Source organism: Erwinia sp. GW821-FHT03D09 (assembly GCF_059420805.1).
The window spans coordinates 40995-66140 of the sequence record NZ_JBWKUK010000019.1 but is presented as its reverse complement, the minus strand read 5'-3'; the positions used below and the strand labels follow the sequence as shown (position 1 = coordinate 66140).

Here is a 25146-nt window from a genome sequence, read left to right as displayed (position 1 = left end):
GCCCAGCCAGACCGACACAGTACCCAGCGGCCAGTAAAAAAAAGGTATACTCGGCCAAGCTGAATTGGGGTCCCCCTGCTGTCAAAGCGATTGCAGCAGACTGGCATCATGGCGGCTCCCCTCTCTCCCATTTGAGTAGAGACTATCGAACTGAATATGCCTGAAAACTATCGTTATACTCTTCCCTCACGCGCCGGGGATCAGCGGCTGCTGGGGCAGCTCACGGGTGCTGCCTGCGCCGTAGAATGCGCCGAAATTGTTGAACGCCATACCGGCCCGGTGCTGTTAATTGCACCAGATATGCAGAACGCCCTGCGGCTGCAGGATGAAATACGCCAGTTTACAGAACAGCCGGTGATGACGCTGGCAGACTGGGAAACGCTGCCTTTCGACAGTTTTTCGCCGCACCAGGAAATCATCTCTTCGCGCCTTTCCACACTGTATCAGCTGCCATCGTTAAGCCACGGTATTCTGATTTTACCAGTTAAAACCCTGATGCAGCGCGTGTGCCCTCACAGTTTCCTTCACGGACATGCGCTGGTGATGAGCAAGGGGCAAAAGCTCTCCCGCGATACGCTACGTTCACAACTTGAGCAAGCGGGTTATCGCAGCGTTGATCAGGTGATGGAACACGGCGAATACGCCACGCGCGGTGCGCTGTTAGACCTCTATCCCATGGGCAGCGAACGCCCGTATCGTATCGACTTTTTCGATGACGAAATCGACAGTCTGCGCCTGTTTGACGTTGATACACAGCGGACTCAGGAAGAAGTTTCCGCCATTAACTTGCTACCGGCGCACGAATTCCCGACGGATAAGAACGCGATTGAACTGTTCCGCACCCAGTGGCGTGAACAGTTTGACGTTCGCCGCGAGCCGGAACATATCTATCAGCAGGTGAGCAAAGGCACCCTGCCCGCCGGGATCGAATACTGGCAGCCGCTGTTTTTCGATAAGCCTTTACCCGCGCTGTTCAGCTACCTGCCCGCCAGTACCCTACTTGTGGTGGCGGGCGATCTGGAAAGCAGCGCCGAGCGATTCTGGCTGGATGTCAATACGCGTTACGAAAATCGCAAAGTCGATCCGATGCGCGCCCTGCTGTCACCGCCTACGCTGTGGCTGCGCTGTGACGAACTGTTTGCCGAACTGAAAAACTGGCCGCGTATTCAACTGCGTACCGACCTGCTGGCCGACAAAGCGGCGAATACCAATCTGCAGTATCAGCCGCTGCCGGATCTGGCCGTGCAGGCACAGGCCAAATCACCGCTGGAAGCGCTGCGAAAGTTTCTGGAATCCTTCAGCGGTTCTGTAGTGTTCTCCGTTGAGAGTGAAGGCCGCCGCGAAACGTTGCAGGAACTGCTGGCACGTATCAAGCTGAAACCTAAAACGGTACGCTCGCTGAAAGAGGTCGATAAGCCGGGTCACTACCTGCTGATCGGTGCCAGCGAGCACGGCTTTATCGACGGGCTGCGCAATCTGGCGCTGATTTGCGAGAGCGATCTGCTGGGCGAACGTGTAAGCCGCCGCCGCCAGGACAGCAAACGAACCATCAACCCGGACGTGCTGATCCGCAACCTCGCCGAGCTGCATCCGGGCCAGCCGGTGGTCCATCTTGAACACGGCGTAGGGCGCTATATCGGCCTGACCACACTGGAGACCGGCGGTATCACGGCAGAATATCTGATGCTGGCCTATGCCGGAGACGCCAAACTATACGTGCCGGTATCGTCGCTGCATCTGATTAGCCGCTACGCCGGTGGAGCCGAAGAGAATGCGCCGCTGCACAAGCTGGGCAGCGATGCGTGGACGCGAGCTCGGCAAAAAGCCGCCGAGAAAGTGCGTGACGTGGCCGCTGAGCTACTGGACATCTATGCCCAGCGTGAAGCGAAAAAGGGCTTTGCCTTTAAGCACGACCGCCAGCAGTACCAGCTGTTCTGCGACGGATTCCCGTTTGAAACCACACCGGACCAGGCGCAGGCCATCAACGCGGTACTGAGCGATATGTGCCAGCCGCTGGCGATGGATCGTCTGGTGTGCGGTGATGTCGGCTTTGGTAAAACCGAAGTGGCGATGCGCGCCGCATTTCTCGCCGTGGAAAACCATAAGCAGGTGGCGGTACTGGTGCCCACCACCCTGCTGGCGCAGCAGCACTACGATAACTTCCGCGATCGCTTCGCCAACTGGCCAGTGCGTATTGAGATGCTCTCTCGCTTTCGAACCGCGAAAGAGCAGGCGCTGGTTCAGGCCGAGGCCGGCGAGGGCAGAGTCGATATTCTGATCGGCACGCACAAGCTGCTGCAGAATGACATCAAATGGCGCGACCTCGGTCTGTTAATCGTCGATGAGGAGCACCGTTTCGGCGTTCGTCACAAGGAGCGAATCAAAGCGATGCGCGCCGACGTCGATATTCTGACGCTGACCGCCACGCCAATTCCCCGCACGCTGAATATGGCGATGAGCGGCCTGCGCGATCTGTCGATTATTGCCACCCCACCAGCACGCCGCCTGGCGGTGAAAACCTTCGTTCGCGAATATGATGACCTGGTAGTACGCGAGGCGATTCTGCGCGAGGTACTGCGCGGTGGGCAGGTCTATTATCTGTATAACGATGTGGAAAATATCGAAAAAGCCGCTCAGCGGCTATCCACCCTGGTGCCGGAAGCCCGAGTGGCGATCGGTCACGGCCAGATGCGCGAGCGCGAGCTGGAACGGGTGATGAACGACTTCCATCACCAGCGTTTTAACGTGCTGGTCTGTACCACGATTATTGAAACCGGTATTGATATTCCGACGGCCAACACCATCATCATTGAGCGCGCCGACCACTTTGGTCTGGCACAGCTGCACCAGCTTCGCGGCCGCGTGGGTCGTTCGCATCATCAGGCCTACGCCTGGCTGCTGACGCCACATCCGAAAGCGATGACGGTTGATGCGCACAAACGCCTTGAGGCCATTGCTTCACTGGAGGATCTGGGCGCTGGTTTCGCGCTGGCCACTCACGATCTGGAGATCCGTGGTGCCGGTGAGCTGCTGGGTGAAGGCCAGAGCGGGCAGATGGAAACCATTGGCTTCTCGCTGTATATGGAGCTGCTGGAAAACGCGGTGACCGCGCTGAAAGAGGGCCGTGAGCCGTCGCTGGAGGATTTGACCAGCAGCCAGACCGAAATTGAACTGCGCATGCCCTCGCTACTGCCGGATGATTTTATTCCTGACGTCAACACCCGCCTTTCATTCTACAAGCGGATTGCCAGCGCCCAGCAGCAGGGCGATCTGGACGATCTGAAAGTCGAGCTGATCGATCGTTTCGGTTTACTGCCGGATGCGGCGCGCAACCTGTTGGACACTGCGGCACTGCGGCTGGTCGCCCAGAAGTTGGGCGTGCGCAAGATCGAAGCCAGTGACAACGGCGGTTATGTTGAATTTGCCGAGAAGAATAAGGTTGATCCGATATGGCTGATTGGGCTGCTGCAAAAGGAGCCGAAGCACTGGCGTCTTGATGGCCCGACGCGTCTGAAATTTATGCACGATTTGGCGGATCGTAAGGTGCGGATGAAGTGGGTGCAGGAGTTTATGCAGCGTATGCTGGAGAATGTCGGCTGATGTGCTGGTGATAGCGCTGAGCGGCAGGGAATATCGTTGCGGGAAAATATACGAAATGCGCCACAAGAAATATGTTTTACATCGCGAAGACAAGAGATAAAAGGGGCGGCCTCTGAGGCGGCTTCCAGGCAATCCGCAGCGCTGAGGAAATTACATCGGTTCGTTTCGCAAACAGGCTGCTCACTGGTGGGACTCATTACCGCATGAGCGGGTAATTCAGGTGCAGGAAATACATGCAATAGCTAATAAGTATGCGTTTTACATCGCGACGACGAGAGATTAAAGGGAAAGCCTCTGCGGCGGCTGCCGGGCATTCCGCAGCGCTGAGGTGGCAGCAGTTGGCCAGAGATGCCAGCAGGGATGCTGGCGTCAGGCGAAGCCGGGTCAGGGACGACCCGTCTTCGCCGATCTGACCGGCCAGATGCTGCCTCCGAAGGCATCGTGCAGAGCACGACGCGAGGACCGCCCGGCAGCCGCCGTAGAGGCTGAACCGAGCACTTCAACTTACAGCGACGCCATTAACTTCGGCGATTTTCGACCGAATTCGCCCTAAATCAACGATCAGGCCTTATTATTCAGCACCAGCTGGCCGTTGCCATCCAGCGGAATACGCGTGCCGGGATCGTTATCCATACGGATCTTGCCCTGCTGATCGCCAATCTTATAGGTCACGTCGTAACCCATCATTTTGTCCTGCTTATCGTAGACGGTTTTACAACGCTGCTCGGTGGTGGTGTAAGTGTCGCGATCCTGCAACGCGCCCTGCACCTGATTACCGCCGTAGCCGCCGGCCAGCGCACCGGCAACGGTTGCTACATCGCGACCGCGTCCGCCGCCGAACTGATGCCCCAACACGCCACCCGCCACGGCACCCAGCACAGAACCGGCTATACGGTTCTCATCCTGCACCGGACGACGGTGCGTCAGGGTTACGTTACGGCACTCCTGGCGCGGAGTTTTTATCGTTTCTTTAATTGGGGTGGCGGACAAAACTTGTGCAAACTGCGGGCCGCGATCGAACACGTTCATACTGGCAACAGCAGCAACGCCAAGGGCTGCAGCCACACCGATCCCAATACCGGCTAACATTGATTTATTCACAGGAAACCCTCCTGAAAGTGTTACCGCGCATCTTTGCCAGCTGCGGCATCCGTGGCAGGTACGGCATACTCGGCGTGCGCGACGCGCCGGGGTAATTAAGACAAAGTTTGCGGTGGAGAGTAAAAACTGACAATCGGAATACGGGAAGAAATGAGATTAACGCATGATAAGTACTTTGTTTTAAGAGTGTTCCGAAGCGTTTAAACGCCACCGCATAAAAAAACGACCCGCAGATAACGTTCGGTTAAGAACGTCACCCCGGGCCGCTTTAACACGACGATTCAGATATTAGTGCAACTTCAGCCTTGGACGAATCACGCGGTTAATACTGCCCACCAGCATCATCAGACCGGTTTTGAAGTAACCATGCAGAGCGATCTGATGCATACGGTACAGTGAGATGTAGACGAAGCGCGCAATACGCCCCTCAACCATCATCGAACCGCGCATCAGGTTACCCATCAGGCTACCCACGGTGCTGAAGCGAGACAGAGAAACCAGCGAACCGTGGTCTTTATAAACATAGGCCTGCTGCGGTTTGCCTTTGAACTCAGCAAGAATGTTCGCCAGTACGCGGGATGCCATCTGGTGAGCAGACTGCGCACGTGGCGGTACGAAACCACCGGCAGGCAGCGCACATGACGCGCAGTCGCCAATCGCGTAGATGTTCGGGTCGCGTGTAGTTTGCAGCGTCGGCTCGACTACCAGCTGATTGATACGGTTGGTTTCCAGACCGCCGATATCTTTCATAAAGTCCGGCGCCTTGATACCGGCCGCCCACACCATCAGATCGGCTTCAATAAATTCACCGGATTTGGTGTTCAGGCCGTTTTTCTCGGCGCTGGTTACCATGGTCTGAGTCAGTACGCGGACGCCAAGTTTAGTCAGCTCCTGATGCGCCGCGCCGGAGATACGCGCAGGCAGCGCAGGCAGGATACGCTCACCGGCTTCCACCAGCGTCACGTTCAGCGCATTGCTGTCGAGGTTTTTATAACCGTAGCTGTGCAGCTGCTTAACGGCATTGTGCAGTTCGGCGGACAGTTCCACCCCGGTCGCACCGGCGCCGACGATGGCGATGTTAACTTTCTCCGTTGCGCCTTCGCTGGCGGAGAATTTCAGGAACAGGTTAAGCATCTCATTATGGAAACGACGCGCCTGATGCGGGTTATCCAGGAAGATGCAATTATCTTTCACGCCCGGCGTACCGAAGTCATTCGAGGTACTCCCCAGCGCCATCACCAGCGTGTCATACGCCAGTTCACGTTCCGGGACCAGCACGCTGCCCTGTGCATCACGGATTTCTGCCAGATGAACGCGGTTGTTCTCGCGGTCGAGCTGCGTCAGCGTACCCAGCTGAAACTGGAAGTTATGCTTGTACGCGTGAGCCAGGTAGCTCAGGCCATCAATGCCTTCATCCAGCGATCCGGTCGCCACTTCGTGCAGCAGAGGTTTCCATAAATGAGTATGGTTTCTATCTACCAGCGTAATCTGTGCTTTATTTTTACGCCCAAGCTTATGGCCCAGCTGGGTAGCCAGTTCCAGTCCGCCTGCACCCCCGCCGATAATAACAATTTTCTTCATAGGTGCTGTCAAACGACCCTCTCTAAAAGTGAACCAATCGTTAACCAAAAGTTAAATAAATAACCTTGGTAAACATAGGGTTGGCGATATTAATTCGCAAGCTGAGGGCAGGATATCACGGGGGAATTCATGAGTTCTACGAAAATTGATCCTGGTCAATTTTATTATAAAAACCAAGAATAGTAAGAATAAACTTAATAACGTAACCCGCTCAAAGCGGGTTACGCAATGGATAGAAAACGCCTGTTATGATTATTATCCGAGGGTTTTGAAGTGATTAATTCGCGGCAGATGATGTGAGATATTTTTGAATTTATGCCCTTCGACTTCATCCCAAACCAGTTCATAAAATTCACGCAGCAGCGCGGCACTACGTTGACTATCAAGGGCATCGTCATTGCGCGATAGAAAAGTCAGGCAGCGGCTGTGGTTTTTCTGGCGGAAGTCCTTCACGCATTTGGTGGCAATATCCAGGTACTCTTCTGGCCGATCGATTTTCCCTTCCATCACTTCCTGGGGCCACAGGTTTGGATTAAAGATTGCCTGACGGATATTGCACAAGAATCCCACGCGTTCAGCCCAAAAACCACCCAGCCCCACGCCGCAAATTAACGGCGATGGGTCGGTGCAGTGCTTTAACAGCTTATCCGTCTCTTTAAGAATATGTTGCATGTCATGCTTAGGATGCCGGGTGCTGTAGCTTACCAGCCGGACATCGGGATCGATAAACTGCAGCTGTAAAACCTTTTCGTGATTGCCAGGGCTGTTAGAATCAAAACCATGTAGGTAGATAATCATCGTCATCCTCACTTAACGTGCCGCAGACGGCAAAGTCAGTCACCTTTTGCGGCTTTGTGTGCCAGCCAACGCGCCTGAAGGTTGTCGAGTGTAGCGCTGATTTGCTTCCAGCGGGAAGATCCCAGCAACTGCTGGCGGGTATAGGAGCCACGATGGTATAACCGGCTCACACGCTCTGCATTGATCGGTGACAGGTTATCCAGCACGCTGACCGCACCCGCACGGTTATTACACACCAGAATCATGTCGCATCCGGCATCCAGTGCGGTTTGTCCGCGCTCGGCGTAGCTGCCCATTACCGCAGCGCCTTCCATCGACAGGTCGTCAGAGAAGATCACACCGTCAAAGCCAAGTTCTTTACGCAAGACCTTTTGCAACCAGTGGGAGGAACCGCTGGCCGGGCGGGAATCAATTTCAGTATAGATAACGTGAGCGGGCATAATCGCATCCAGCGCTTGCTCATCAATTAATTGTTTGAAGATCGCCATATCATGCTGACGAATTTCGGTCTCGCTGCGGTTATCGCGCGGCGTTTCTTTATGGGAGTCCGCACTGACCGCACCGTGGCCGGGGAAGTGTTTACCGGTGGTTTTCATGCCGGCTTCATGCATGCCGCGAATGAAGCAGCGTGCCAGCGCCAGCGCCTGTGCCGGATCTTTGTGGAATGCGCGTTCACCAATCGCCGCACTGCCGTGGCCAATATCCAGCACCGGGGCAAAGCTGATATCAATATCCATTGAAATCATTTCAGAAGCCATCAGCCAGCCCGCCTCCTGCGCCAGCCTCGCCGCTTCCGCTGCATCATTCAGCGCGGCAAATGACTGCATTGCTGGTAAACGGCTGAAACCTTCACGGAAGCGCTGTACGCGCCCGCCTTCCTGGTCCACCGCAATTACCAGACGATGACGCGAAGCCGCGCGGATTTGCCTGACCAGCTCGGCCAGCTGTGCCGGATCGTGGTAGTTGCGGGTAAACAGAATCAAACCGCCCACCAGCGGATGCTGCAAAATCTCGCGTTCTTCCGCATCCAGCTCGTAACCGAGCACATCTAACATTACCGGTCCCACAATGCACCTCTGTAAACCTGTTTATCAGGCTAATTTAACTGTGAAAGCCGCTGCCAGCCTGTTGCTGCCAGCGTGCCAAAATGGTTTTCGCCGGTCTGTTGCCAGCGAAGTTCGTACCAGCTGGTAGCCAGCAGCAAAAGCCAGGGCTGCCAGCGCCGAACCTGACGATGCAGTCTGCCGCTATCGATATTCTGACGGATCGCATAGGCTGCGATCAACCGCTGCTGCTGCACGTCGTTCAGGGCGTTAATATCGATCAGTGCCGCAAGTTCAAGCGCAACGTCACCGTCTCCTGCGTACTCCCAGTCGATGAGCCGCAAACGTGCTCCTTCGCCGATAAGATTGCCGCTGTGAATATCCATATGCAGCACGGCCAGCCGAAGCGGATGGGGCTCACCGCGGCGTCGCAGACGTTTTAGCACTCTCAGCCAGGTCGCCGTACGGCGCGAGGGCTGACTGCGCTGCCAGTAGCTTATCAGCAAAGGCATGAGTTCAAGTCGGTAGCCAGTCAGCGGCTGGCGATGCAGCCTGGTGATGAGCTCGGCCAGCGGCTCAATCGCCCGATCGAATTCCTCTACGGACAGCACCTCCCCCGGCAGCCAGTCAAGCAGCAGCCAGTTCCGGCTGCGGCCATAGACCGCCGGCACCAGGCCGCTGGCATGAAGTTTACGCAGAATGCGATATTCACGCTGGCGATTAACGCCGGGCATCTGCAGCGATCCGGCTGCACGGCGCGCCAGCAGGGTCAGACCAGGAAGAGAAACTTTCATGCTGTAACCGCTGAGCCCTTCCAGCGGAAAAACGGTACCGGCGGCCTGCGCCGCCGGAAACTGTCGGAAAATCAGCTGCTGCAAATCGGTGTTAATGTTGAACGTCACCATTACCTGACCAGATGATCTCGCCGGTCTGCACCAGCATCAGCTGCATTTGCAACTCGGGCGCTTTCACATCGCCTTGTGCATTGCTGTAGAGCACGTACTGTGCCCCCACGTAGCGCGCCAGACCAATCGCTTTGCTGCGCGATACCAGGCTGTCTTCCGCCGACAGCCCCAGCGTCTGTTTCGCTACCGCCAGCTGCTGGGGTGTCACCAGGGTAAACTGACTGTTGTTAGCCAGCGCACTTTGTAATGCCGCGGTCGCTTTAGCGCTTTGCAGGCTACCGTTGGTGCTGTTTTTAACGTTATCGACCAGCAGCACACTGCCCGCCGTAACGCCGTCGGCTTTCAGCATCTGCGCAACCAGCGGGGCAACGCTGGCCTGCCAGTTAATGGTTTGCATTTTCGGCGGCTGCGGCACGGTTTCAATCGGTCCGGGCTGGGAAGGTACTGGCTGAGGTTGCTGCGGCTGTACCGGCTCAACCGGCGCAGGCTGCTGGGGCTGTTCAGGCTGCTGTTGCTGGTTGAGAACACAACCGCTGAGGATCAGCGCCAGGGCCAGTACACCAGAGAATTTTAACATGTGACTTGTCACGCCATCACTCCTTACAGATACAGGTAAAGGCGAACTTTGCTCGCCGTCAGATTGCCGGTTTGCGAAGAAATGTCGGTTTTACCCTTCGCGGGCACCACCAGCGTGCGTGGCTTCTCGTAAGGCAGGATTTCCAGCCCACGATCGTCATACCAGTAGAAACGATAATTGACTTTAACCGGTTTTTCCTGCTGGTTGACCAGGGTACTGACCGCACTCTGCTGGCCTTCCGTTTCGCTGATAACTGGCTCATCAGTTGTGATACCGGCAGAAAGCACCGATGACTCCATTACCAGTGATTGCGACGTATTAATGGTGGTGCGATCGTTACTGCATCCAGTTAATGCAACCAGTAACGTCAGAGCAGTCAGGCTTGCCCGCATAACATTGTGTCCTGTTCGCTGGCGCTCAGGAAGCCAGCATTGGGCCTAAAGGACGGCCACCGACCAGGTGAAGGTGAATATGATAAACCTCCTGGCCACCGTGTTTATTGCAGTTGATGATCAAGCGGTAGCCGTCTTCAGCAATGCCTTCCTGCTTAGCGATTTTAGACGCGACGGTAATCATTCGCCCCAGCGCGGCCTCGTGTTCAGCCTGAACGTCATTCGCTGTTGGGATCAGCACATTGGGTACGATCAAAATATGGCTCGGCGCCTGCGGTGAGATATCGCGAAACGCGGTGACCAGTTCATCCTGAAACAGGATGTCGGACGGGATCTCACGACGAATGATTTTACTGAAAATGGTTTCTTCGGCCATGTTGCATATCCTTAGCAGTGTTTTTTTATAACCGCAGTATGAGCGAGAAAATCGTTTTCTTTCAACCTGCAACTGATTTTTCTTTCCCGACTGCGCGGCTTTGCAGCAGTTCCGTATCCCGACAGCACGATTTATCCACCTGTTAAATAGCAAAAGGGGAAGCCGCTGGCCTCCCCTTTTGCGTCATCATCCTGTCCGATTACATCTTACGGATATAGTCATCCATATCGGTTTTCAGGTTGTCAGACTTGGTACCGAAAATCGCCTGCACACCGGAACCGGCAACCACAACACCGGCTGCGCCCAGTTTTTTCAGCCCAGCCTGGTCAACTTTGCTGACGTCACCCACACTAACGCGTAAACGCGTGATACAGGCATCGAGGTTAGTGATGTTGTCTTTACCACCGAAGGCTGCAACCAGGTTAGCGGCCATTTCTGTGGCATTCCCGGTGCTCTGCTCGGTGGCGCTGTCTTCACGACCCGGAGTTTTCAGGTTCAGCTTAGCAATCAGCACGCGGAAGATGGTGTAGTACACCAGACCGTAGATGATACCGACGATTGGGAACAGCCAGATTTTGCTGCTGTTACCGCTCAGTACGATAAAGTCGATCAGACCGTGCGAGAAGCTGGTGCCATCACGCATGCCCAGAAGAATACAGATTGGGAATGCCAGACCAGCCAGAACAGCGTGGATCGCATACAGGATCGGCGCAACGAACATGAACGAGAATTCAATCGGTTCGGTGATGCCGGTCAGGAACGAGGTCAGCGCTGCGGAGATCATGATACCGCCCACTTTAGCGCGGTTTTCCGGTTTTGCTGAGTGCCAGATAGCAATCGCCGCCGCTGGCAGACCGTACATTTTGAACAGGAAGCCGCCGGATAGTTTACCCGCTGTTGGGTCACCGGCCATGTAGCGAGGGATATCGCCGTGGAAGACCTGGCCCGCAGCATTGGTGAATTCACCAATCTGCATCTGGAAAGGTACGTTCCAGATATGGTGCAGACCAAACGGCACCAGCGCACGTTCAACCACGCCGTAGATACCGAATGCCACAACCGGGTTCTGATACGCCGCCCACTGTGAGAAAGTCTGAATCGCTGTACCAATCGGTGGCCAGATGAAGGAGAGCACCACGCCCAGGAAAATTGCCGTCAGGCCGGAGATAATCGGCACGAAGCGCTTTCCGGCAAAGAAGCCCAGGTATTCAGGAAGCTGGATACGATAGAAGCGGTTAAACATATAGGCCGCTATCGAACCGGCAATAATACCGCCCAGGACGCCGGTATCCGCCAGATGTTTGGCCGCAATCTCTTCCGCAGGAAGGTGCAGAACCAGCGGTGCCACAACGGCCATAGTTTTCACCATGATGCCGTAGGCAACCACGGAGGCCAGTGCGGAAACGCCGTCGTTATTGGTAAAGCCAAGTGCCACGCCGATAGCAAAAATCAGCGGCATATTGGCAAAGACCGAGCCGCCAGCTTCTGCCATAACCTGCGAAACTACCGCCGGCAGCCAGCTGAAGTTGGCGGAACCAACGCCCAGCAGAATACCTGCAATCGGCAGGACCGATACAGGCAACATCAGCGATTTACCGACCTTTTGCAGGTTCGCAAATGCATTTTTGAACATAGTGTAAAGCTCCTGAGTATGAGTGCTTTTCTTCGCGCCAGGCGCGTTGCAAAGGGGGGAGGGCCCTTTGCGGGTGAGGCATCGTTGTGCCTCTGATATTTATTACGAAGAGTAAAATAAATCCGCGTAAATTTGTTTGATGACTATCACGTTTCGTTGAACGTGCCACCGCTCTTTGAAAGATTTCACAAAGATATGCGACTTTTTTCAGCAAAAAAATGCAGCCACCGATTTTATCGGGCTGCACTTTACAAATTTTCCCTATTAATTACGAGCTATAAAAGAATGTGGTCGGCGATTAATCCGTCAGGCGCGTCATGGGAACATGGAAAAGGCGAGAGAAGTTTTGTGTAGTAGCCTGCACCAGCTCTTCAACGCTCACCCCCTTCACTACCGCCATATATTCCGCCACATCGCGGGTATAAGCGGGCTGATTCTCTTTGCCACGGTGCGGTACCGGGGCCAGATACGGCGAATCGGTTTCGACCAGCATCCTGTCCAGCGGCACATAGCGCGCGGCTTCGCGGATCTGCTCAGCGTTGCGAAAAGTAACAATGCCGGAGAAGGAGATATAGAAGCCCATATCCAGCAGCGTTTCCGCCGTCTCTCGATCTTCAGTAAAGCAGTGAAGCACACCGCCGCAGTCCTCCGCCCGCTCCTCCTGCAGAATGGCCAGCGTATCCTCCCGCGCATCGCGGGTATGAACGATAACCGGCTTGTTCAGATCGCGGCCCACGCGGATATGCTCACGGAAGGAGGCCTGCTGACGCGTTTTGGTCTCTTTCTGATAGAAATAGTCCAGGCCGGTTTCACCCATGGCAATCACGCGCGGATCGGCGGCAAGCTGGCGCAGTTCGGCAAAGTCGTACTCTTCTTCCTGATTCAGCGGATGAACGCCGCAGGAGTAGGCTACGTTAGGGCGATCGCCAATTAGTTCGATCATCGCTTTATAGCCGGGAAGCGTGGTCGCGACCGCCAGCAAAAATTTCACATCACGCGCGGCGGCTTTCGCCAGAACGTCGGAGACATCCTGGTGCAGCGTTTCGTAGTTCAGGCCATCCAGATGGCAGTGCGAATCAACTAAAAACATATTCGTTACTCTTAACCTGTTAAATCGGTTGCGTGAGGATGCAGAATGGCTTCCCAGCTCAGCAGCTGGTCGGTGAGCAGCAGTTCGCGGTTCACCGCCACGATGTTCAGCAGGCGATCGCGGCAGGTCAGCCACTGCCGAAGACTGGCGTCGATCGCCGTTGCCGGTAGCCGGCTGGCAATCTGCATCACCAACGTCTGACAATCCACGTTGCTGATCCAGGCCCCGCCGCCCTGCTGCCACTTCACCGCATCCACCAGCAGCGAGCAGAGCCAGCCAATACGACGTGCCGCGTCATCATGATTTAAGGCGGGCAGCAGGCTGAGCAGGTCACCCTGCACGGCATCGGGCAGAGTCTGACAAACCAGCTGGCGCTGCTGCCAGTTTTTCTCTTCCAGCAGCGCCAGCGCTGCCGCAGGCGCGCCGCTGCTCAACCGCAGCGCCGCAGTGCGTTCATTCAGGCCAGCCGCACACTGTTTTTGTAGCCAGTTCAGACTCTGCATTTCATCCGGCGGCGCAAGGTGCCATTGCAGACAGCGGCTGCGCAGAGTCGCCAACAGACGAGAGGGTTCATGGCAGCTGAGTAAGAACCAGGTATTTTTCGGCGGTTCTTCCAGCGTTTTCAGCAGGGCATTAGCGGCAGCTTCGGTCAGCTGTTCGGCGTCCGGCAGCCAGACTACTTTTGCCCCTCCCTGTTGGGAGTGATGATAAAGCTTTTCTGTTACGCTGCGCACCGCATCAATCCCCAGTGCGCTTTTGCCCTTCTCCGCTTCCAGCCGATACCAGTCAGGGTGGGTTCCCGCCTGCATAAGCTGGCAGGCATGGCAGCTGCCGCAGCTTTTCAGACCGTCAGGCTGGCGGCACATCAACCAGCGGCCGATCCCCCAAACCAGTGCATCATCACCCATACCCGGCAGCGCCTGAATCAGCAGCGCATGATGAGCGCGCTGCGCCTGATGCTGGCTGATAATCTGCCGGTAGCTGTTATTCAGCCACGGATACCAGTTCATTGCTGTTCCTGTAACCACTGCTGCAGCGTTTGCTCCAGCTGCTGCGTCACCTGTAGAAGGTCGCAAGTTGCATCAATGGTTTTAATCCGCGCATCGGCAGCGGCCAGCGCCAGATAGCGGTCACGGGTGCGGATAAAGAAGTTCAGCGACTCTTGCTCAATGCGGTCGAGCGCGCCGCGCGCGCGGGCACGCTGCAGGCCGATTTCAGGGGCGACATCCAGATACAGCGTCAGGTCCGGGGCAAAGTCACCCAGCACCGCCTGTTTCAGGCTGCTCATAAGTTGGTTATCCATACCACGCCCACCGCCCTGGTAAGCCTGAGAAGAAAGATCGTGACGATCGCCAACCACCCAGGCTCCGCGCGCCAGCGCGGGTTTGATCACGTTTTCCACCAGCTGTACACGGGCAGCATACAGCATCAGCAGTTCGGCCTTATCGGTAACCTGTTCGCCTTCAATCCCCTGCTTGATCAGATCGCGCAGCTTCTCCGCCAGCGGCGTGCCGCCGGGTTCACGGGTGAAGACAATGTCGTTAATGCCATGACGACGCAGTTCAGCCACTACCGCATCCCGCGCGGTGGTTTTACCTGCCCCTTCCAGGCCTTCAATAACGATAAATTTACTGTTCATTTTTTTCCTTCAGCGCCAGGCGATACACCTGAACGGCTTTATTGTGGCTTGCCAGATTGGTGGTAAACGTATGGCCACCTTTCCCATCGGCAACAAAGTAGAGGAAGTTAGTTTTCAGCGGGTGAGCTGCCGCTTCCAGTGAGGCTTTACCCGGCATAGCAATGGGTCCGGGCGGCAGGCCATTAATGGTATAAGTGTTCCAGGCCGTCGGCGTTTCCAGATCTTTGCGCGTCAACGTGCCGCGGTAGTCCGGCCCCAGGCCATAGATCACGGTCGGATCGGTTTGCAAACGCATGCCCAGCCGCAGGCGGTTGATAAACACCGAAGCCACTTTGCTGCGCTCTTCGCTGACCGCAGTCTCTTTTTCAATAATCGAAGCCATCGTCAGCATATCATTTTTGCTTTTATAGGGCAGGTTATCCATTTTCCCCTGCCACTGAGCATCCAACTCTTTATCCATCCGCTGGTACGCGCGTTTGAGCAGCGCGACATCGGTAGTATTAGCGGTATACAGGTAGGTATCAGGATAGAACCACCCCTCAACCCCCTTCGCTTCACCTTCCAGCTTAAGGGCAGTAGCGACGGTGGCCAGCTGGTCATCCGCCAGCGTGTGCTTGATATAAGGCGCGCTGCGCAGCTGGCTCAGCCACTCCTGCATGCGCGTGCCTTCTACGAAACGCAGCGGGAACTGAGCTTCTTTACCGCTGGCAAGCAGCGCAAGCATCTCACGGACGGTCATTTTGGGGTCGAGGCGATAAGTACCGGCCTTAAACTTTGCCAGATCCGGCTCAAGTTTCAGCAGCACGCCAAACCACGGACTCTGTTTAATGATGTGCTTAGATTCCAGCTGCGCTTCCAGCACCACCCGACCAGAGCCTGCCGAGAGAGTAAAAATAGTTTCTTTGTCTACCGTCAGCGGTGAGTCGGCGAACTGGCGGGTCTGCCAGTATCCGTAAGCAACGGCCAACAGAGAGACAGCAACGACCCCGGCGATAATTTTGCGTGTTTTAGTCATGAAAATTCCACGGTTGATTAATGGGGGTTAAGCAGACGAAACAAGCGGCGCGAGCTGAAGTGCCGCGCCTCAATCTGACGAACCGGCAACACCGGCATCAGCACATTGGTGATCAGCACTTCATCGGCTCTCTCCAGCACCTCAACGCCTGCACGAACCTCGCTGAGGGTAAACCCCAGTTCCGCGATCTGCTGCATCACCCGCTGGCGCTGGATACCGTTCACGCCGGAGGCGCTTAAGTCCGGGGTAAAAACCTGCTCCCCAATACGCCAGAAAAAATTTGCCGCACAGCATTCCACCAGCATGCTATCAGTGTCAAGCACCAGTGCCTCGTCGGCACCGGTCTGCTCAAGTCGTGTGCGAATCAGCACCTGTTCCAGCCGGTTGAGGTGCTTTATCCCCGCCAGCAGCGGATTCTTCCCCAGCTGAATCGGGCTGAGGGCCAGCCTTGCCCCGGTCTCGCGAAGCGTGAGGTAGTGCGTAGGATAAGCGGAAACGAAAACGATGCGCGTGGGTGACGCACAGCCCGCGGCGCTGTAACCGCGCCCGCCGCTGCCCCGGGTAACAATGGCTTTCAGTACCCCATCGTCACGGCCGGCGGCGGCATGAATCATTTCCTGTCGCAGTAACTCCCAATCCACGCCAGTAATCAGCAGTCGCTCACAGCCCTGTTGCAGCCGCGCGATATGCGCGGAGAACAGTTCAACTTCTCCCGATCTTATGCGAGCGGTGGTAAAGCAGCCGTCACCAAACTGCACGGCGCGATCGCTCGCGGCAACAACGCCCTGCTTCTCGCCATTGACCCACATCATACTGATTCCTCTATTACCGATCATGCTGCAAGATTACCTGCCCGGCCTGCCAGAATCATCTGAATCTGTCGAGGATGATGTGCGATATCAGGCAATAACCCCTAAGCCATAACTCGCGAAGGCGAGTAGGTCGTTCAAAATCCGACACTGGGGTATTCGCTCTACCTACACGCGGGCAAAAAAAAGCCCGCCGATTAGGCGGGCCTTTACGCATGTGAAAATCAGACTTTACGGAAGATCAGTGAACCGTTAGTACCACCAAATCCGAATGAATTACACAGGGTGTATTCCATGTCTTTTACCTGACGCGCAGTATGCGGTACGAAATCCAGGTCGCAACCTTCATCCGGGTTATCCAGGTTAATCGTTGGTGGAACAGCCTGGTCGCGCAGCGCGAGAATGGTGAAGATCGATTCGATCGCACCTGCAGCACCCAGCAGGTGGCCGGTCATGGACTTCGTCGAACTGACCATCACGCTTCCGGCAGCAGCACCGAAGACGGATTTCACCGCCTGGGCTTCAGCGATATCACCGGCTGGCGTTGACGTACCGTGCGCGTTGATATAGCCAATCTGTTCCGGGGAAATCTGTGCGTCTTTCAACGCATTAACCATCGCCAGTGCTGCGCCTGCGCCGTTTTCCGGCGGTGAAGTCATATGATAAGCATCGCTGCTCATACCAAAACCAACGATTTCCGCGTAGATTTTAGCGCCGCGTTTTTTCGCGTGCTCATACTCTTCCAGCACAATCAGACCAGCACCATCGCCGAGAACAAAACCATCACGGTCTTTATCCCAGGGGCGGCTGGCAGCCTGCGGATTTTCATTGCGGGTTGACAGTGCACGAGCAGCACCGAAACCACCCACGCCAAGTGGCGTACTGGCTTTCTCTGCACCACCGGCCAGCATCACATCGGCATCATCATAGGCGATGATACGTGCTGCATGACCAATATTATGCACGCCAGACGTACAGGCGGTAGCAATGGAAATACTTGGGCCTTTCATGCCGTACATAATAGTCAGGTGTCCGGCAACCATATTGACAATGGTTGAAGGCACAAAGAACGGACTTATTTTGCGTGGACCGCCGTTAACCAGTGAGGAATGGTTTTCTTCAATTAAACCAAGTCCACCGATACCGGAGCCAATCGCGGCACCAACGCGCCCTGCGTTTTCTTCTGTAATAACGAGGCCAGAATCTTGCATGGCCTGAACGCCAGCAACAACGCCATATTGAATGAAAGCATCCATCTTGCGCTGATCTTTGCGCGAGATGATTTCATCACAATTAAAATTCTTTACTAAGCCAGCAAAACGCGTTGCGTAGGCACTAGTATCAAAATGGTCAATCAGGCTGATGCCACTCTGACCGGCAACAAGAGCATTCCAGGTAGACTCTACGGTATTGCCGACAGGAGACAACATGCCAAGACCAGTCACAACTACACGACGCTTAGACACGTTCGTCCTCCAGGGAGGGAAAAATTGACGCGATGTGGGATATTTAGATAAAACTCAGGCGGTCGAATGACCGCCTGGAGATGTTCACTTATGCCTGGTGACCATTGATGTAATCAATAGCAGCCTGAACAGTAGTGATTTTCTCAGCTTCTTCATCCGGAATCTCGGTATCGAACTCTTCTTCCAGAGCCATTACCAGCTCAACGGTATCAAGAGAATCAGCGCCCAGATCTTCTACAAAAGAGGCAGTGTTAACAACTTCTTCCTGCTTAACGCCCAGCTGCTCGCCAATGATTTTCTTAACGCGTTCTTCGATAGTGCTCATACTATTAAATTTCCTATCAAAACTCGCTTTCGCGATGGTTTTCGTAGTGTATAAAATGTTGAAAAAGATGCAACTAAATCCCGGCTGGTCAAACCACGATTTTACGCTATTTTGCGGCTTTTGCCTCAAATAACGCAAATAGTTTTCGTGATTATTAGACCATATACATTCCGCCATTGACGTGCAGCGTTTCACCAGTGATGTAAGCTGCTTCGTCAGAGGCTAAAAATGCGACAGCATTCGCGATTTCCTGCGCACTGCCGAGGCGGCCCGCAGGAACTTCCGCCAGAATACCTGCACGCTGATCGTCGTTCAGCGCGCTCGTCATGTCGGTTTCAATGAAACCAGGTGCCACGACGTTAACGGTAATGCCACGTGACGCAATTTCACGCGCCAGTGACTTGCTGAAGCCAATCAAACCTGCTTTTGCTGCCGCATAGTTTGCCTGACCCGCATTACCCATTGTTCCAACTACGGAGCCAATGGTAATAATTCGGCCCACTCGCTTTTTCATCATGGCACGCATTACCGCTTTTGACAGACGGAATACTGAAGTCAGATTGGTGTCCAGGATATCCTGCCACTCATCGTCCTTCATGCGCATCAGAAGATTATCACGCGTGATGCCAGCATTATTGACTAAAATGTCCACTTCGCCAAATTCGGCGCGAATATTTTCCAGCACGGTCTCGATCGAAGCAGGGTCAGTTACGTTCAGGAGCATGCCCTTCCCGTTGTCGCCCAGATAAGCGCTGATGGCTTCGGCTCCGTTCTGGCTGGTCGCCGTACCGACAACTTTGGCACCGCGGGCGACAAGCGTTTCCGCGATTGCACGGCCGATACCGCGACTTGCACCGGTAACCAGCGCGATTTTACCCTCGAAATTCATGTTGTTCCTCGTGTTATTGTTCAAGCGCCGCTGACAGGCTGGCCTGGTCGTTTACCGCCGCCGCCGTCAGGGTGTCAACAATACGTTTAGTCAGCCCGGTTAACACTTTACCCGGACCCACTTCCAGCAGCGACGTCACCCCCTGCTGAGCCATAAATTCTACGCAACCGGTCCAGCGAACCGGGCTGTACAGCTGACGGACCAGCGCACTGCGGATAGCTTCAGGTGAAGTCTCACACTGAACATCAACGTTATTCACCACCGGGAATGCCGGTGCGTTGAAGGTCAGTTGCTCCAGCGCCACTGCCAGCTTATCAGCAGCAGGTTTCATCAGCGCACAGTGCGAGGGTACGCTCACCGGTAGCGGCAGTGCGCGCTTCGCGCCCGCGGCTTTACAGGCTGCACCCGCGCGCTCAACGGCTTCTTTATTGCCGGCGATCACCACCTGGCCCGGTGAGTTATAGTTCACCGGAGAAACAACCTGCCCCTGGGCAGACTTTTCACAGGCTTTGGCGATTGACTCATCGTCCAGACCAATAATCGCCTGCATGGCACCCGTGCCTTCCGGTACGGCTTCCTGCATCAGTTTACCGCGCAGTTCAACCAGCTTGATGGCATCGGCAAACGCAATCACTCCGGCACAAACCAGGGCACTGTACTCACCAAGGCTGTGGCCTGCAAGCATTGACGGTACTTTTCCGCCTTTTTCCTGCCAAACGCGGAAAATGGCAACAGAAGCAGCCAGTAGAGCAGGCTGCGTTTGCCAGGTTTTGTTCAATTCTTCAGCAGGCCCCTGCTGGACCAGCTGCCATAAATCGTAACCCAGCACGTCAGAAGCTTCGCGGAAGGTTTTTTCAACAATCGGATTGCCTGCGGCTAAATCAGCCAGCATGCCCACCGCTTGCGATCCCTGTCCCGGGAATACCATTGCAAATTGCGTCATCGTTATTTCCTGTTAATCAAAAACGAACCAGAGCTGAACCCCAGGTGAAACCGCCACCGAAGGCTTCCAGCAAAATCAGCTGGCCGGGCTGAATACGCCCGTCGCGCACCGCTTCATCCAGTGCAGAAGGTACAGAAGCCGCAGACGTATTGCCGTGGCGATCGAGGGTTACCACCACTTTATCCATGTCCATGCCCAGCTTGCGGGCCGTTGCACTGATAATGCGCAGGTTGGCCTGATGCGGCACTAACCAGTCAATAGCAGAACGGTCAAGGTCGTTCGCCTTAAGCGTTTCATCAACGATATGTGCCAGTTCGGTCACGGCAACTTTGAACACTTCATTGCCCGCCATCGTCAGATAAGCAGGCTGTTCCTGATGCTCGCGATCCTGATTAGGCAGGGTGAGCAGCTGGCCATAGCGGCCATCCGCATGCAGATGCGTGGAGATGATGCCCGGTTCTTCGCTGGCACCAAGAACAACAGCACCGGCACCGTCGCCAAACAGAATAATCGTGCCACGATCCTCAGGATCGAGCATGCGTGACAGCGCGTCAGCACCGATCACCAGTGCATATTTCACTGCACCGTTTTTAACATACTGATCGGCAACGCTCAGTGCGTAGGTAAAGCCCGCACAGGCCGCTGCCAGATCGAAAGAGGCCGCATCGTCAATTTCCAACATCTGCTGGATCATGCAAGCTGAGCTTGGAAACGCGTGACTGGAAGACGTGGTTGCGACCACAATCAAACCGATGTCATTTTTATCAATGCCCGCCATAGAGAGCGCACGCTCGGCGGCATGAAAGCCCATCGTCGCCACGGTTTCATCCGGGCCAGCAATACGACGTTGACGGATGCCGGTTCGTGTGACAATCCACTCGTCCGACGTATCCACCATTTTTTCCAGATCGGCATTAGTCCGCACCTGTTCGGGCAAATAGCTGCCCGTACCGATAATCTTCGTATACATGTACGCTCAGTCACTCTTAGGTAATACAGCCTGTAGGCGGGCAGCAATCCGCTCAGGAACTTGCCGCCGCACCGCCTGCTCTGCCTGTTTTATCGCGACGGTAAACGCGCGTTGATTGGCCGCACCGTGACTTTTAATCACCGTACCGCGCAATCCTAACAGACAGGCGCCATTGTACTGGTCGGGGTTAAGATGGCCAAAATTCTTAGCCAGACGCTTTTGAATCCAGCGACCTAATAGTCTCAGCCACCATGCCTTTTTTTTACCTTCGCCCTGTGATTTCAACAGCGAAAGAAACATTCTTACCACACCTTCCATAGTTTTTAACGTCACGTTCCCGGTGAAACCATCGCACACCAGAACATCCGTCTTGCCGGTAAGAAGATCGTCACCTTCAAGGTAGCCAATATAGTTAACTTCTGCTGAATCATGAAGTGCTGCTGCAGCTTCGCGAATTGCCGTTAACCCTTTAGTTTCTTCCTGGCCTATGTTGAGCAGCGCCACGCGCGGATTGGCAATCTCCAAAATTTCTTCTGCCATCACCGCACCCATAATGGCGAACTGCACCAGCATAGCACTGTCGGATTCTACATTAGCCCCTAAATCCAGCACGACGGTTTTACCCTTCAGCTGATTTGGCAGTACTGTCATCAGCGCCGGACGCTTAATCCCTTCCAGCGGCTGCAATAATATTTTTGCCAATCCCATCAGCGCGCCGGTGCTACCGGCGCTGATACAGGCATCTGCGTGACCCGCTTTGACCTGCTCCAAAGCAATACGCATTGACGATCCGCGACTTGCGCGGATAGCCTGCGAAGGTTTCGCATCACTGGCAATAACTGATTCAGCAGGGATTATCTGCAAACGCGCGCGCAGCGCAGAATCAGCTGTGGCTAGTAATGACGTGATTTTGTCGGGATCGCCGACCAGAAGAAGATGCAGGTGCGAATCAGATGCCAGTGCCTGCATTGCCGCAGGCACTGTCACGCAGGGACCGAAGTCCCCGCCCATGGCATCTATCGCCAGGGTCAATCGTGTCAAAGTATTGCCGCGCTATTCCGCGGAATTACTTAACGATAACCTTGCGACCGCGGTAGTAACCATCCGCAGTGATGTGGTGACGCAGATGAGTTTCACCAGAAACTTTATCTACGGAAAGTGTTGCAGTGGTCAGAGCATCGTGTGAACGACGCATGCCACGTTTGGAACGGGTTGGTTTATTCTGTTGTACGGCCATGGACCTTACTCCTATTACTTACGCTTTAAACTGGCTAATACGGCAAATGGATTTGGTTTTTCTGCCTCAGCAGGCAACTGACCAAAGACCATGTCCGCCTCGGACACTTCACAGTGTTCAGAATCATGCACCGGAACAACAGGCAGGGCGAGGATGATTTCATCTTCAACCATTGCCAGCAAATCGGTTTCACCAAACTCGTTGGTGTCGATTGGCTCGTACGCTTCCGGTAGTGCTTCTGCCTGCTCGTCAGTGACGACCGGGCTGAAACAGTACGATACGTGGACCTGATGCGGGAACGGCTTGTTGCAGCGCTGACAACATAGCGTCACGGAAACTTCAGCTGTACCTTTCAGTACGGCCAGACGCTGATTGTCGATCGCAAACGACATCACACATTCTACATCACTGTCCACACTAACCACCGAGTCGGCAATTCGCTCAACCTGTTCAGGGGTGTAAACACCCTGGTAGTCCAGGCGTTTCTGAGCGGTTCGCACCACATCGAGAGTCAGGGGTAATTTTACCTTTTGCATAGGGCGCGCATATTAACTTTGTAACGACATAGAGTCAAAGAAAAAGGCCGTGTAACGACATCTTTCAGCCATTATTCGCATCCAGTGCGGCGCACAGTTTAAAATGCCTTTCATCGATTCGCTATCTATATCCGGAAAAAAATATGTCACAACTGGTTTTAGCCTCAACATCGACTTATCGCAGCGCACTGTTAACCAAATTGCAGTTACCCTTTATTTCCGATGCGCCGGAGGTGGATGAAACACGGCGAGAAAATGAAGCAGCGGAGCAACTGGTTGTGCGCCTTGCGGCGGCGAAAGCGCAGGCGCTGGCCGAGCGTTATCCTGAGCATCTGATTATCGGCTCCGACCAGGTCTGCGTCGTGGACGGCGTTGTTTGTGGTAAACCCCACACCGAAGAGAACGCCCGCGCCCAGCTTCACGCCGCCAGCGGCCGCAGCGTGGTGTTTTATACCGGGCTGGCGCTGTATGACAGCCGTCATCAGAGCCTGCAAACGCTGTGCGAGCCTTTTACCGTGGATTTTCGCACGCTTAGCGAGACCGAAATCGCTCACTACGTCAGCCGGGAACAGCCCCTAAACTGCGCCGGCAGCTTTAAAAGTGAAGGTTTAGGCATCACGCTATTTGAGCGTTTGTCCGGCCGCGATCCCAATACACTGATCGGCCTGCCTTTAATCGCGCTGTGTGAGATGTTAAGAAAGGCCGGAATGGACCCGCTGGCCTGAGCAACGAAATGCGGCGCATAGACTGCCGCCTTTCGTTGCCGGGATGATTAGCGGTTTTGCTTACGGAGCACCGCAAGACAGCGCTTCAGGCCGTCATCCAGCGGAGCTTCCACTCGCATCACTTCACCGGTGCCGGGGTGGGTAAACTTCAGAGCCGCCGCATGCAGGAACAGACGGTTAAGCCCGGTGCCTGCCAGTTGGCTATCAAACTCTGCCTCACCGTAGCGATCGTCAAAGGCAATCGGGTGCCCGGCATGCAGGGTGTGCACGCGGATCTGATGGGTCCGCCCGGTCACCGGGCTGGCTTTCACCAGCGTGGCGAATGCGTAGCGCTCTTCAACTTTAAACAGCGTTTCCGACGGTTTGCCTTCGCTACTGACCTTCACCACGCGTTCACCGCTTTGCAGGATGTTTTTCAATAATGGCGCGCGCACCGATTTAACATGCGACGGCCACTGGCCGCGCACCAGCGCCAGATAATCTTTCTGCATCCCCTTTTCACGCAGCTGTTCGTGCAGCGAACGCAGCGCGGAACGCTTTTTCGCTACCAGCAAAATACCGGAGGTATCGCGATCCAGCCGATGAACCAGCTCAAGGAAACGTGCCTCCGGGCGCAGCGCCCTCAGCCCTTCAATCACGCCAAAGCTCAGACCACTGCCGCCGTGTACGGCCGTGCCGGAGGGCTTATTCAGCACCAGGATATGCTCATCTTCATAAATGATTGCATCACTTAACGCCGCCACTTTGGCCAGTTTAGGTGAAACACTCTCTTCTTCACGTTCGGCCACGCGCACTGGCGGAACGCGAACCTGATCGCCGTCTTCAAGTTTGTATTCAGGTTTGACGCGTTTTTTGTTCACCCGCACTTCGCCCTTACGCAAAATGCGATAAATCATACTTTTCGGCACACCTTTTAGCTGAGTGCGCAAAAAGTTATCGATGCGCTGTCCTGCTTCATCAGCAGAAATGGCAATTAATTGTACGGCTGGAGTCATGGTTTTCATGGTTGGCGATTCTAAATACCCGGCAGTGATAGCGCCACATCTTTTTCTGTGCTTAACTGACATGGATGACCGCCGCGAGGAAGTTATGGCCGGATTTTATACAGTTTGCTGAAAAGCGCTGCAATTCGTTTTAAAAGACGGGATAAACTTCCCATTGCGGATAAAGTCATCTTGCGCTCTCAAGCTTAGCAATGGAATAATGTTTCCGTTTTTAACGCGACGTCTTGGGAATGCAGGAAAAAGCGTTAACCCAATAGATTTGGGGTGTATTACAACAATTTTGCCGGATAGCCCATACACGCAGCAATGGCGTAAGACGTATTGTGCAATCAGGCATTTAGCGGGCTGCGGGTTGCAGCCTGGACGAAAAAATGGGATTGGTTCACCTGGTAATCTACTGGCGGTTCCCCCCTTACAAAGCGCTGTTTTTCCATATGTAAAACAGGCTACCGTGATTTTGCGCCCCTTGAGCTGCCGACACCCGAGAGGTTG

The 25146-nt window shown here is 54.8% G+C and carries 25 protein-coding genes; 2 read left to right on the top strand and 23 right to left on the bottom strand.

Going from position 1 to position 25146, the window contains the following annotated elements; genetic code table 11:
* Positions 1-156: 156 nt before the first annotated feature.
* Positions 157-3600, top strand: a complete 3444-nt coding sequence (mfd, locus tag AC07U6_RS18230) for a transcription-repair coupling factor (protein WP_494762303.1) — start codon at positions 157-159, stop codon at positions 3598-3600.
* 561 nt (positions 3601-4161) lie between these two features.
* On the opposite strand, the gene AC07U6_RS18225 is transcribed toward mfd, so the two are convergent.
* The 22 genes from AC07U6_RS18225 to yceD all read right to left on the bottom strand — a co-directional run bounded on the left by AC07U6_RS18225 (position 4162) and on the right by yceD (position 22925).
* Positions 4162-4701, bottom strand: coding sequence for a glycine zipper 2TM domain-containing protein (locus tag AC07U6_RS18225; protein ID WP_105592797.1), 540 nt, complete (start codon positions 4699-4701; stop codon positions 4162-4164).
* Positions 4702-4989: 288 nt separating this feature from the next.
* Positions 4990-6294 (bottom strand): NAD(P)/FAD-dependent oxidoreductase, encoded by a 1305-nt coding sequence (locus AC07U6_RS18220; RefSeq protein WP_494762302.1) that lies wholly within the window; start codon positions 6292-6294, stop codon positions 4990-4992.
* A gap of 243 nt (positions 6295-6537) precedes the next feature.
* Complete coding sequence (ycfP, locus tag AC07U6_RS18215) at positions 6538-7080, bottom strand: alpha/beta hydrolase YcfP (protein ID WP_494762301.1); 543 nt, start codon at positions 7078-7080, stop codon at positions 6538-6540.
* Between the two features lie 35 nt (positions 7081-7115).
* Positions 7116-8135 carry a beta-N-acetylhexosaminidase gene (gene nagZ, locus AC07U6_RS18210; protein ID WP_494762300.1) on the bottom strand — a complete coding sequence of 340 codons (1020 nt, stop codon included), beginning with the start codon at positions 8133-8135 and terminating at the stop codon, positions 7116-7118.
* 41 nt (positions 8136-8176) lie between these two features.
* Positions 8177-9028 (bottom strand): thiamine kinase, encoded by an 852-nt coding sequence (thiK, locus tag AC07U6_RS18205; RefSeq protein ID WP_494762299.1) that lies wholly within the window; start codon positions 9026-9028, stop codon positions 8177-8179.
* Positions 9009-9605, bottom strand: a complete 597-nt coding sequence (gene lpoB, locus AC07U6_RS18200) for a penicillin-binding protein activator LpoB (RefSeq protein ID WP_494764467.1) — start codon at positions 9603-9605, stop codon at positions 9009-9011. Before lpoB ends, thiK begins: the two co-directional genes overlap by 20 nt.
* Before the next feature lie 23 nt (positions 9606-9628).
* The gene (locus AC07U6_RS18195; RefSeq protein WP_494762298.1) at positions 9629-9997 is read right to left on the bottom strand and encodes a YcfL family putative periplasmic lipoprotein; all 369 of its coding nucleotides are present in this window, start codon (positions 9995-9997) and stop codon (positions 9629-9631) included.
* Between the two features lie 25 nt (positions 9998-10022).
* Entirely contained in the window at positions 10023-10373 is a 351-nt protein-coding gene (hinT, locus tag AC07U6_RS18190) for a purine nucleoside phosphoramidase (RefSeq protein WP_105592803.1), read from the bottom strand.
* Positions 10374-10572: 199 nt separating this feature from the next.
* Positions 10573-12006, bottom strand: a complete 1434-nt coding sequence (ptsG, locus tag AC07U6_RS18185; RefSeq protein WP_494762297.1) for a PTS glucose transporter subunit IIBC — start codon at positions 12004-12006, stop codon at positions 10573-10575.
* A 298-nt stretch (positions 12007-12304) separates the two neighbouring features.
* Entirely contained in the window at positions 12305-13096 is a 792-nt protein-coding gene (locus AC07U6_RS18180; protein ID WP_494762296.1) for a metal-dependent hydrolase, read from the bottom strand.
* A gap of 11 nt (positions 13097-13107) precedes the next feature.
* Complete coding sequence (gene holB / locus AC07U6_RS18175) at positions 13108-14106, bottom strand: DNA polymerase III subunit delta' (protein WP_494762295.1); 999 nt, start codon at positions 14104-14106, stop codon at positions 13108-13110.
* Entirely contained in the window at positions 14103-14735 is a 633-nt protein-coding gene (gene tmk / locus AC07U6_RS18170) for a dTMP kinase (protein ID WP_494762294.1), read from the bottom strand. The genes holB and tmk overlap by 4 nt, the downstream gene beginning before the upstream one ends.
* A complete protein-coding gene (yceG, locus tag AC07U6_RS18165) occupies positions 14725-15750 on the bottom strand; it encodes a cell division protein YceG (protein ID WP_494762293.1) in 1026 nt (341 codons plus the stop codon). Before yceG ends, tmk begins: the two co-directional genes overlap by 11 nt.
* Before the next feature lie 17 nt (positions 15751-15767).
* Positions 15768-16562 (bottom strand): aminodeoxychorismate lyase, encoded by a 795-nt coding sequence (pabC, locus tag AC07U6_RS18160; protein WP_494762292.1) that lies wholly within the window; start codon positions 16560-16562, stop codon positions 15768-15770.
* 221 nt (positions 16563-16783) lie between these two features.
* Positions 16784-18025 (bottom strand): beta-ketoacyl-ACP synthase II, encoded by a 1242-nt coding sequence (fabF, locus tag AC07U6_RS18155; protein WP_494762291.1) that lies wholly within the window; start codon positions 18023-18025, stop codon positions 16784-16786.
* An 88-nt stretch (positions 18026-18113) separates the two neighbouring features.
* The gene (gene acpP / locus AC07U6_RS18150; protein ID WP_004157115.1) at positions 18114-18350 is read right to left on the bottom strand and encodes an acyl carrier protein; all 237 of its coding nucleotides are present in this window, start codon (positions 18348-18350) and stop codon (positions 18114-18116) included.
* A gap of 154 nt (positions 18351-18504) precedes the next feature.
* A complete protein-coding gene (gene fabG, locus AC07U6_RS18145; RefSeq protein ID WP_105592811.1) occupies positions 18505-19239 on the bottom strand; it encodes a 3-oxoacyl-ACP reductase FabG in 735 nt (244 codons plus the stop codon).
* Positions 19240-19252: 13 nt separating this feature from the next.
* Positions 19253-20182, bottom strand: coding sequence for an ACP S-malonyltransferase (fabD, locus tag AC07U6_RS18140; RefSeq protein WP_494762290.1), 930 nt, complete (start codon positions 20180-20182; stop codon positions 19253-19255).
* Positions 20183-20198: 16 nt separating this feature from the next.
* Positions 20199-21152 carry a beta-ketoacyl-ACP synthase III gene (locus AC07U6_RS18135; protein WP_494762289.1) on the bottom strand — a complete coding sequence of 318 codons (954 nt, stop codon included), beginning with the start codon at positions 21150-21152 and terminating at the stop codon, positions 20199-20201.
* A 6-nt stretch (positions 21153-21158) separates the two neighbouring features.
* Positions 21159-22193, bottom strand: coding sequence for a phosphate acyltransferase PlsX (gene plsX / locus AC07U6_RS18130; RefSeq protein ID WP_494762288.1), 1035 nt, complete (start codon positions 22191-22193; stop codon positions 21159-21161).
* A 25-nt stretch (positions 22194-22218) separates the two neighbouring features.
* The gene (gene rpmF / locus AC07U6_RS18125; protein WP_013025362.1) at positions 22219-22389 is read right to left on the bottom strand and encodes a 50S ribosomal protein L32; all 171 of its coding nucleotides are present in this window, start codon (positions 22387-22389) and stop codon (positions 22219-22221) included.
* Positions 22390-22403: 14 nt separating this feature from the next.
* Entirely contained in the window at positions 22404-22925 is a 522-nt protein-coding gene (gene yceD, locus AC07U6_RS18120) for a 23S rRNA accumulation protein YceD (RefSeq protein WP_494762287.1), read from the bottom strand.
* Positions 22926-23068: 143 nt separating this feature from the next.
* On the opposite strand from yceD, the gene AC07U6_RS18115 reads away from it, so the two are divergent.
* On the top strand, positions 23069-23650 hold the full coding sequence (locus tag AC07U6_RS18115) for a Maf family protein (RefSeq protein WP_494762286.1): 582 nt from the start codon (positions 23069-23071) through the stop codon (positions 23648-23650).
* Positions 23651-23697: 47 nt separating this feature from the next.
* Here AC07U6_RS18115 and rluC read toward each other — a convergent pair whose 3' ends face one another.
* On the bottom strand, positions 23698-24654 hold the full coding sequence (gene rluC, locus AC07U6_RS18110; protein WP_494762285.1) for a 23S rRNA pseudouridine(955/2504/2580) synthase RluC: 957 nt from the start codon (positions 24652-24654) through the stop codon (positions 23698-23700).
* Positions 24655-25146: the final 492 nt, after the last annotated feature.

Excerpts from the sequence above, each read along its gene's own strand:
- mfd (WP_494762303.1), top strand. The coding sequence starts at position 157 with ATGCCTGAAAACTATCGTTATACTCTTCCCTCACGCGCCGGGGATCAG.
- ycfP (WP_494762301.1), bottom strand. The coding sequence starts at position 7,080 with ATGATTATCTACCTACATGGTTTTGATTCTAACAGCCCTGGCAATCAC.
- nagZ (WP_494762300.1), bottom strand. The coding sequence starts at position 8,135 with ATGTTAGATGTGCTCGGTTACGAGCTGGATGCGGAAGAACGCGAGATT.
- thiK (WP_494762299.1), bottom strand. The coding sequence starts at position 9,028 with ATGGTGACGTTCAACATTAACACCGATTTGCAGCAGCTGATTTTCCGA.
- lpoB (WP_494764467.1), bottom strand. The coding sequence starts at position 9,605 with ATGTTAAAATTCTCTGGTGTACTGGCCCTGGCGCTGATCCTCAGCGGT.
- AC07U6_RS18195 (WP_494762298.1), bottom strand. The coding sequence starts at position 9,997 with ATGCGGGCAAGCCTGACTGCTCTGACGTTACTGGTTGCATTAACTGGA.
- hinT (WP_105592803.1), bottom strand. The coding sequence starts at position 10,373 with ATGGCCGAAGAAACCATTTTCAGTAAAATCATTCGTCGTGAGATCCCG.
- ptsG (WP_494762297.1), bottom strand. The coding sequence starts at position 12,006 with ATGTTCAAAAATGCATTTGCGAACCTGCAAAAGGTCGGTAAATCGCTG.
- AC07U6_RS18180 (WP_494762296.1), bottom strand. The coding sequence starts at position 13,096 with ATGTTTTTAGTTGATTCGCACTGCCATCTGGATGGCCTGAACTACGAA.
- holB (WP_494762295.1), bottom strand. The coding sequence starts at position 14,106 with ATGAACTGGTATCCGTGGCTGAATAACAGCTACCGGCAGATTATCAGC.
- tmk (WP_494762294.1), bottom strand. The coding sequence starts at position 14,735 with ATGAACAGTAAATTTATCGTTATTGAAGGCCTGGAAGGGGCAGGTAAA.
- yceG (WP_494762293.1), bottom strand. The coding sequence starts at position 15,750 with ATGACTAAAACACGCAAAATTATCGCCGGGGTCGTTGCTGTCTCTCTG.
- pabC (WP_494762292.1), bottom strand. The coding sequence starts at position 16,562 with ATGATGTGGGTCAATGGCGAGAAGCAGGGCGTTGTTGCCGCGAGCGAT.
- acpP (WP_004157115.1), bottom strand. The coding sequence starts at position 18,350 with ATGAGCACTATCGAAGAACGCGTTAAGAAAATCATTGGCGAGCAGCTG.
- fabG (WP_105592811.1), bottom strand. The coding sequence starts at position 19,239 with ATGAATTTCGAGGGTAAAATCGCGCTGGTTACCGGTGCAAGTCGCGGT.
- fabD (WP_494762290.1), bottom strand. The coding sequence starts at position 20,182 with ATGACGCAATTTGCAATGGTATTCCCGGGACAGGGATCGCAAGCGGTG.
- AC07U6_RS18135 (WP_494762289.1), bottom strand. The coding sequence starts at position 21,152 with ATGTATACGAAGATTATCGGTACGGGCAGCTATTTGCCCGAACAGGTG.
- rpmF (WP_013025362.1), bottom strand. The coding sequence starts at position 22,389 with ATGGCCGTACAACAGAATAAACCAACCCGTTCCAAACGTGGCATGCGT.
- yceD (WP_494762287.1), bottom strand. The coding sequence starts at position 22,925 with ATGCAAAAGGTAAAATTACCCCTGACTCTCGATGTGGTGCGAACCGCT.
- AC07U6_RS18115 (WP_494762286.1), top strand. The coding sequence starts at position 23,069 with ATGTCACAACTGGTTTTAGCCTCAACATCGACTTATCGCAGCGCACTG.
- rluC (WP_494762285.1), bottom strand. The coding sequence starts at position 24,654 with ATGAAAACCATGACTCCAGCCGTACAATTAATTGCCATTTCTGCTGAT.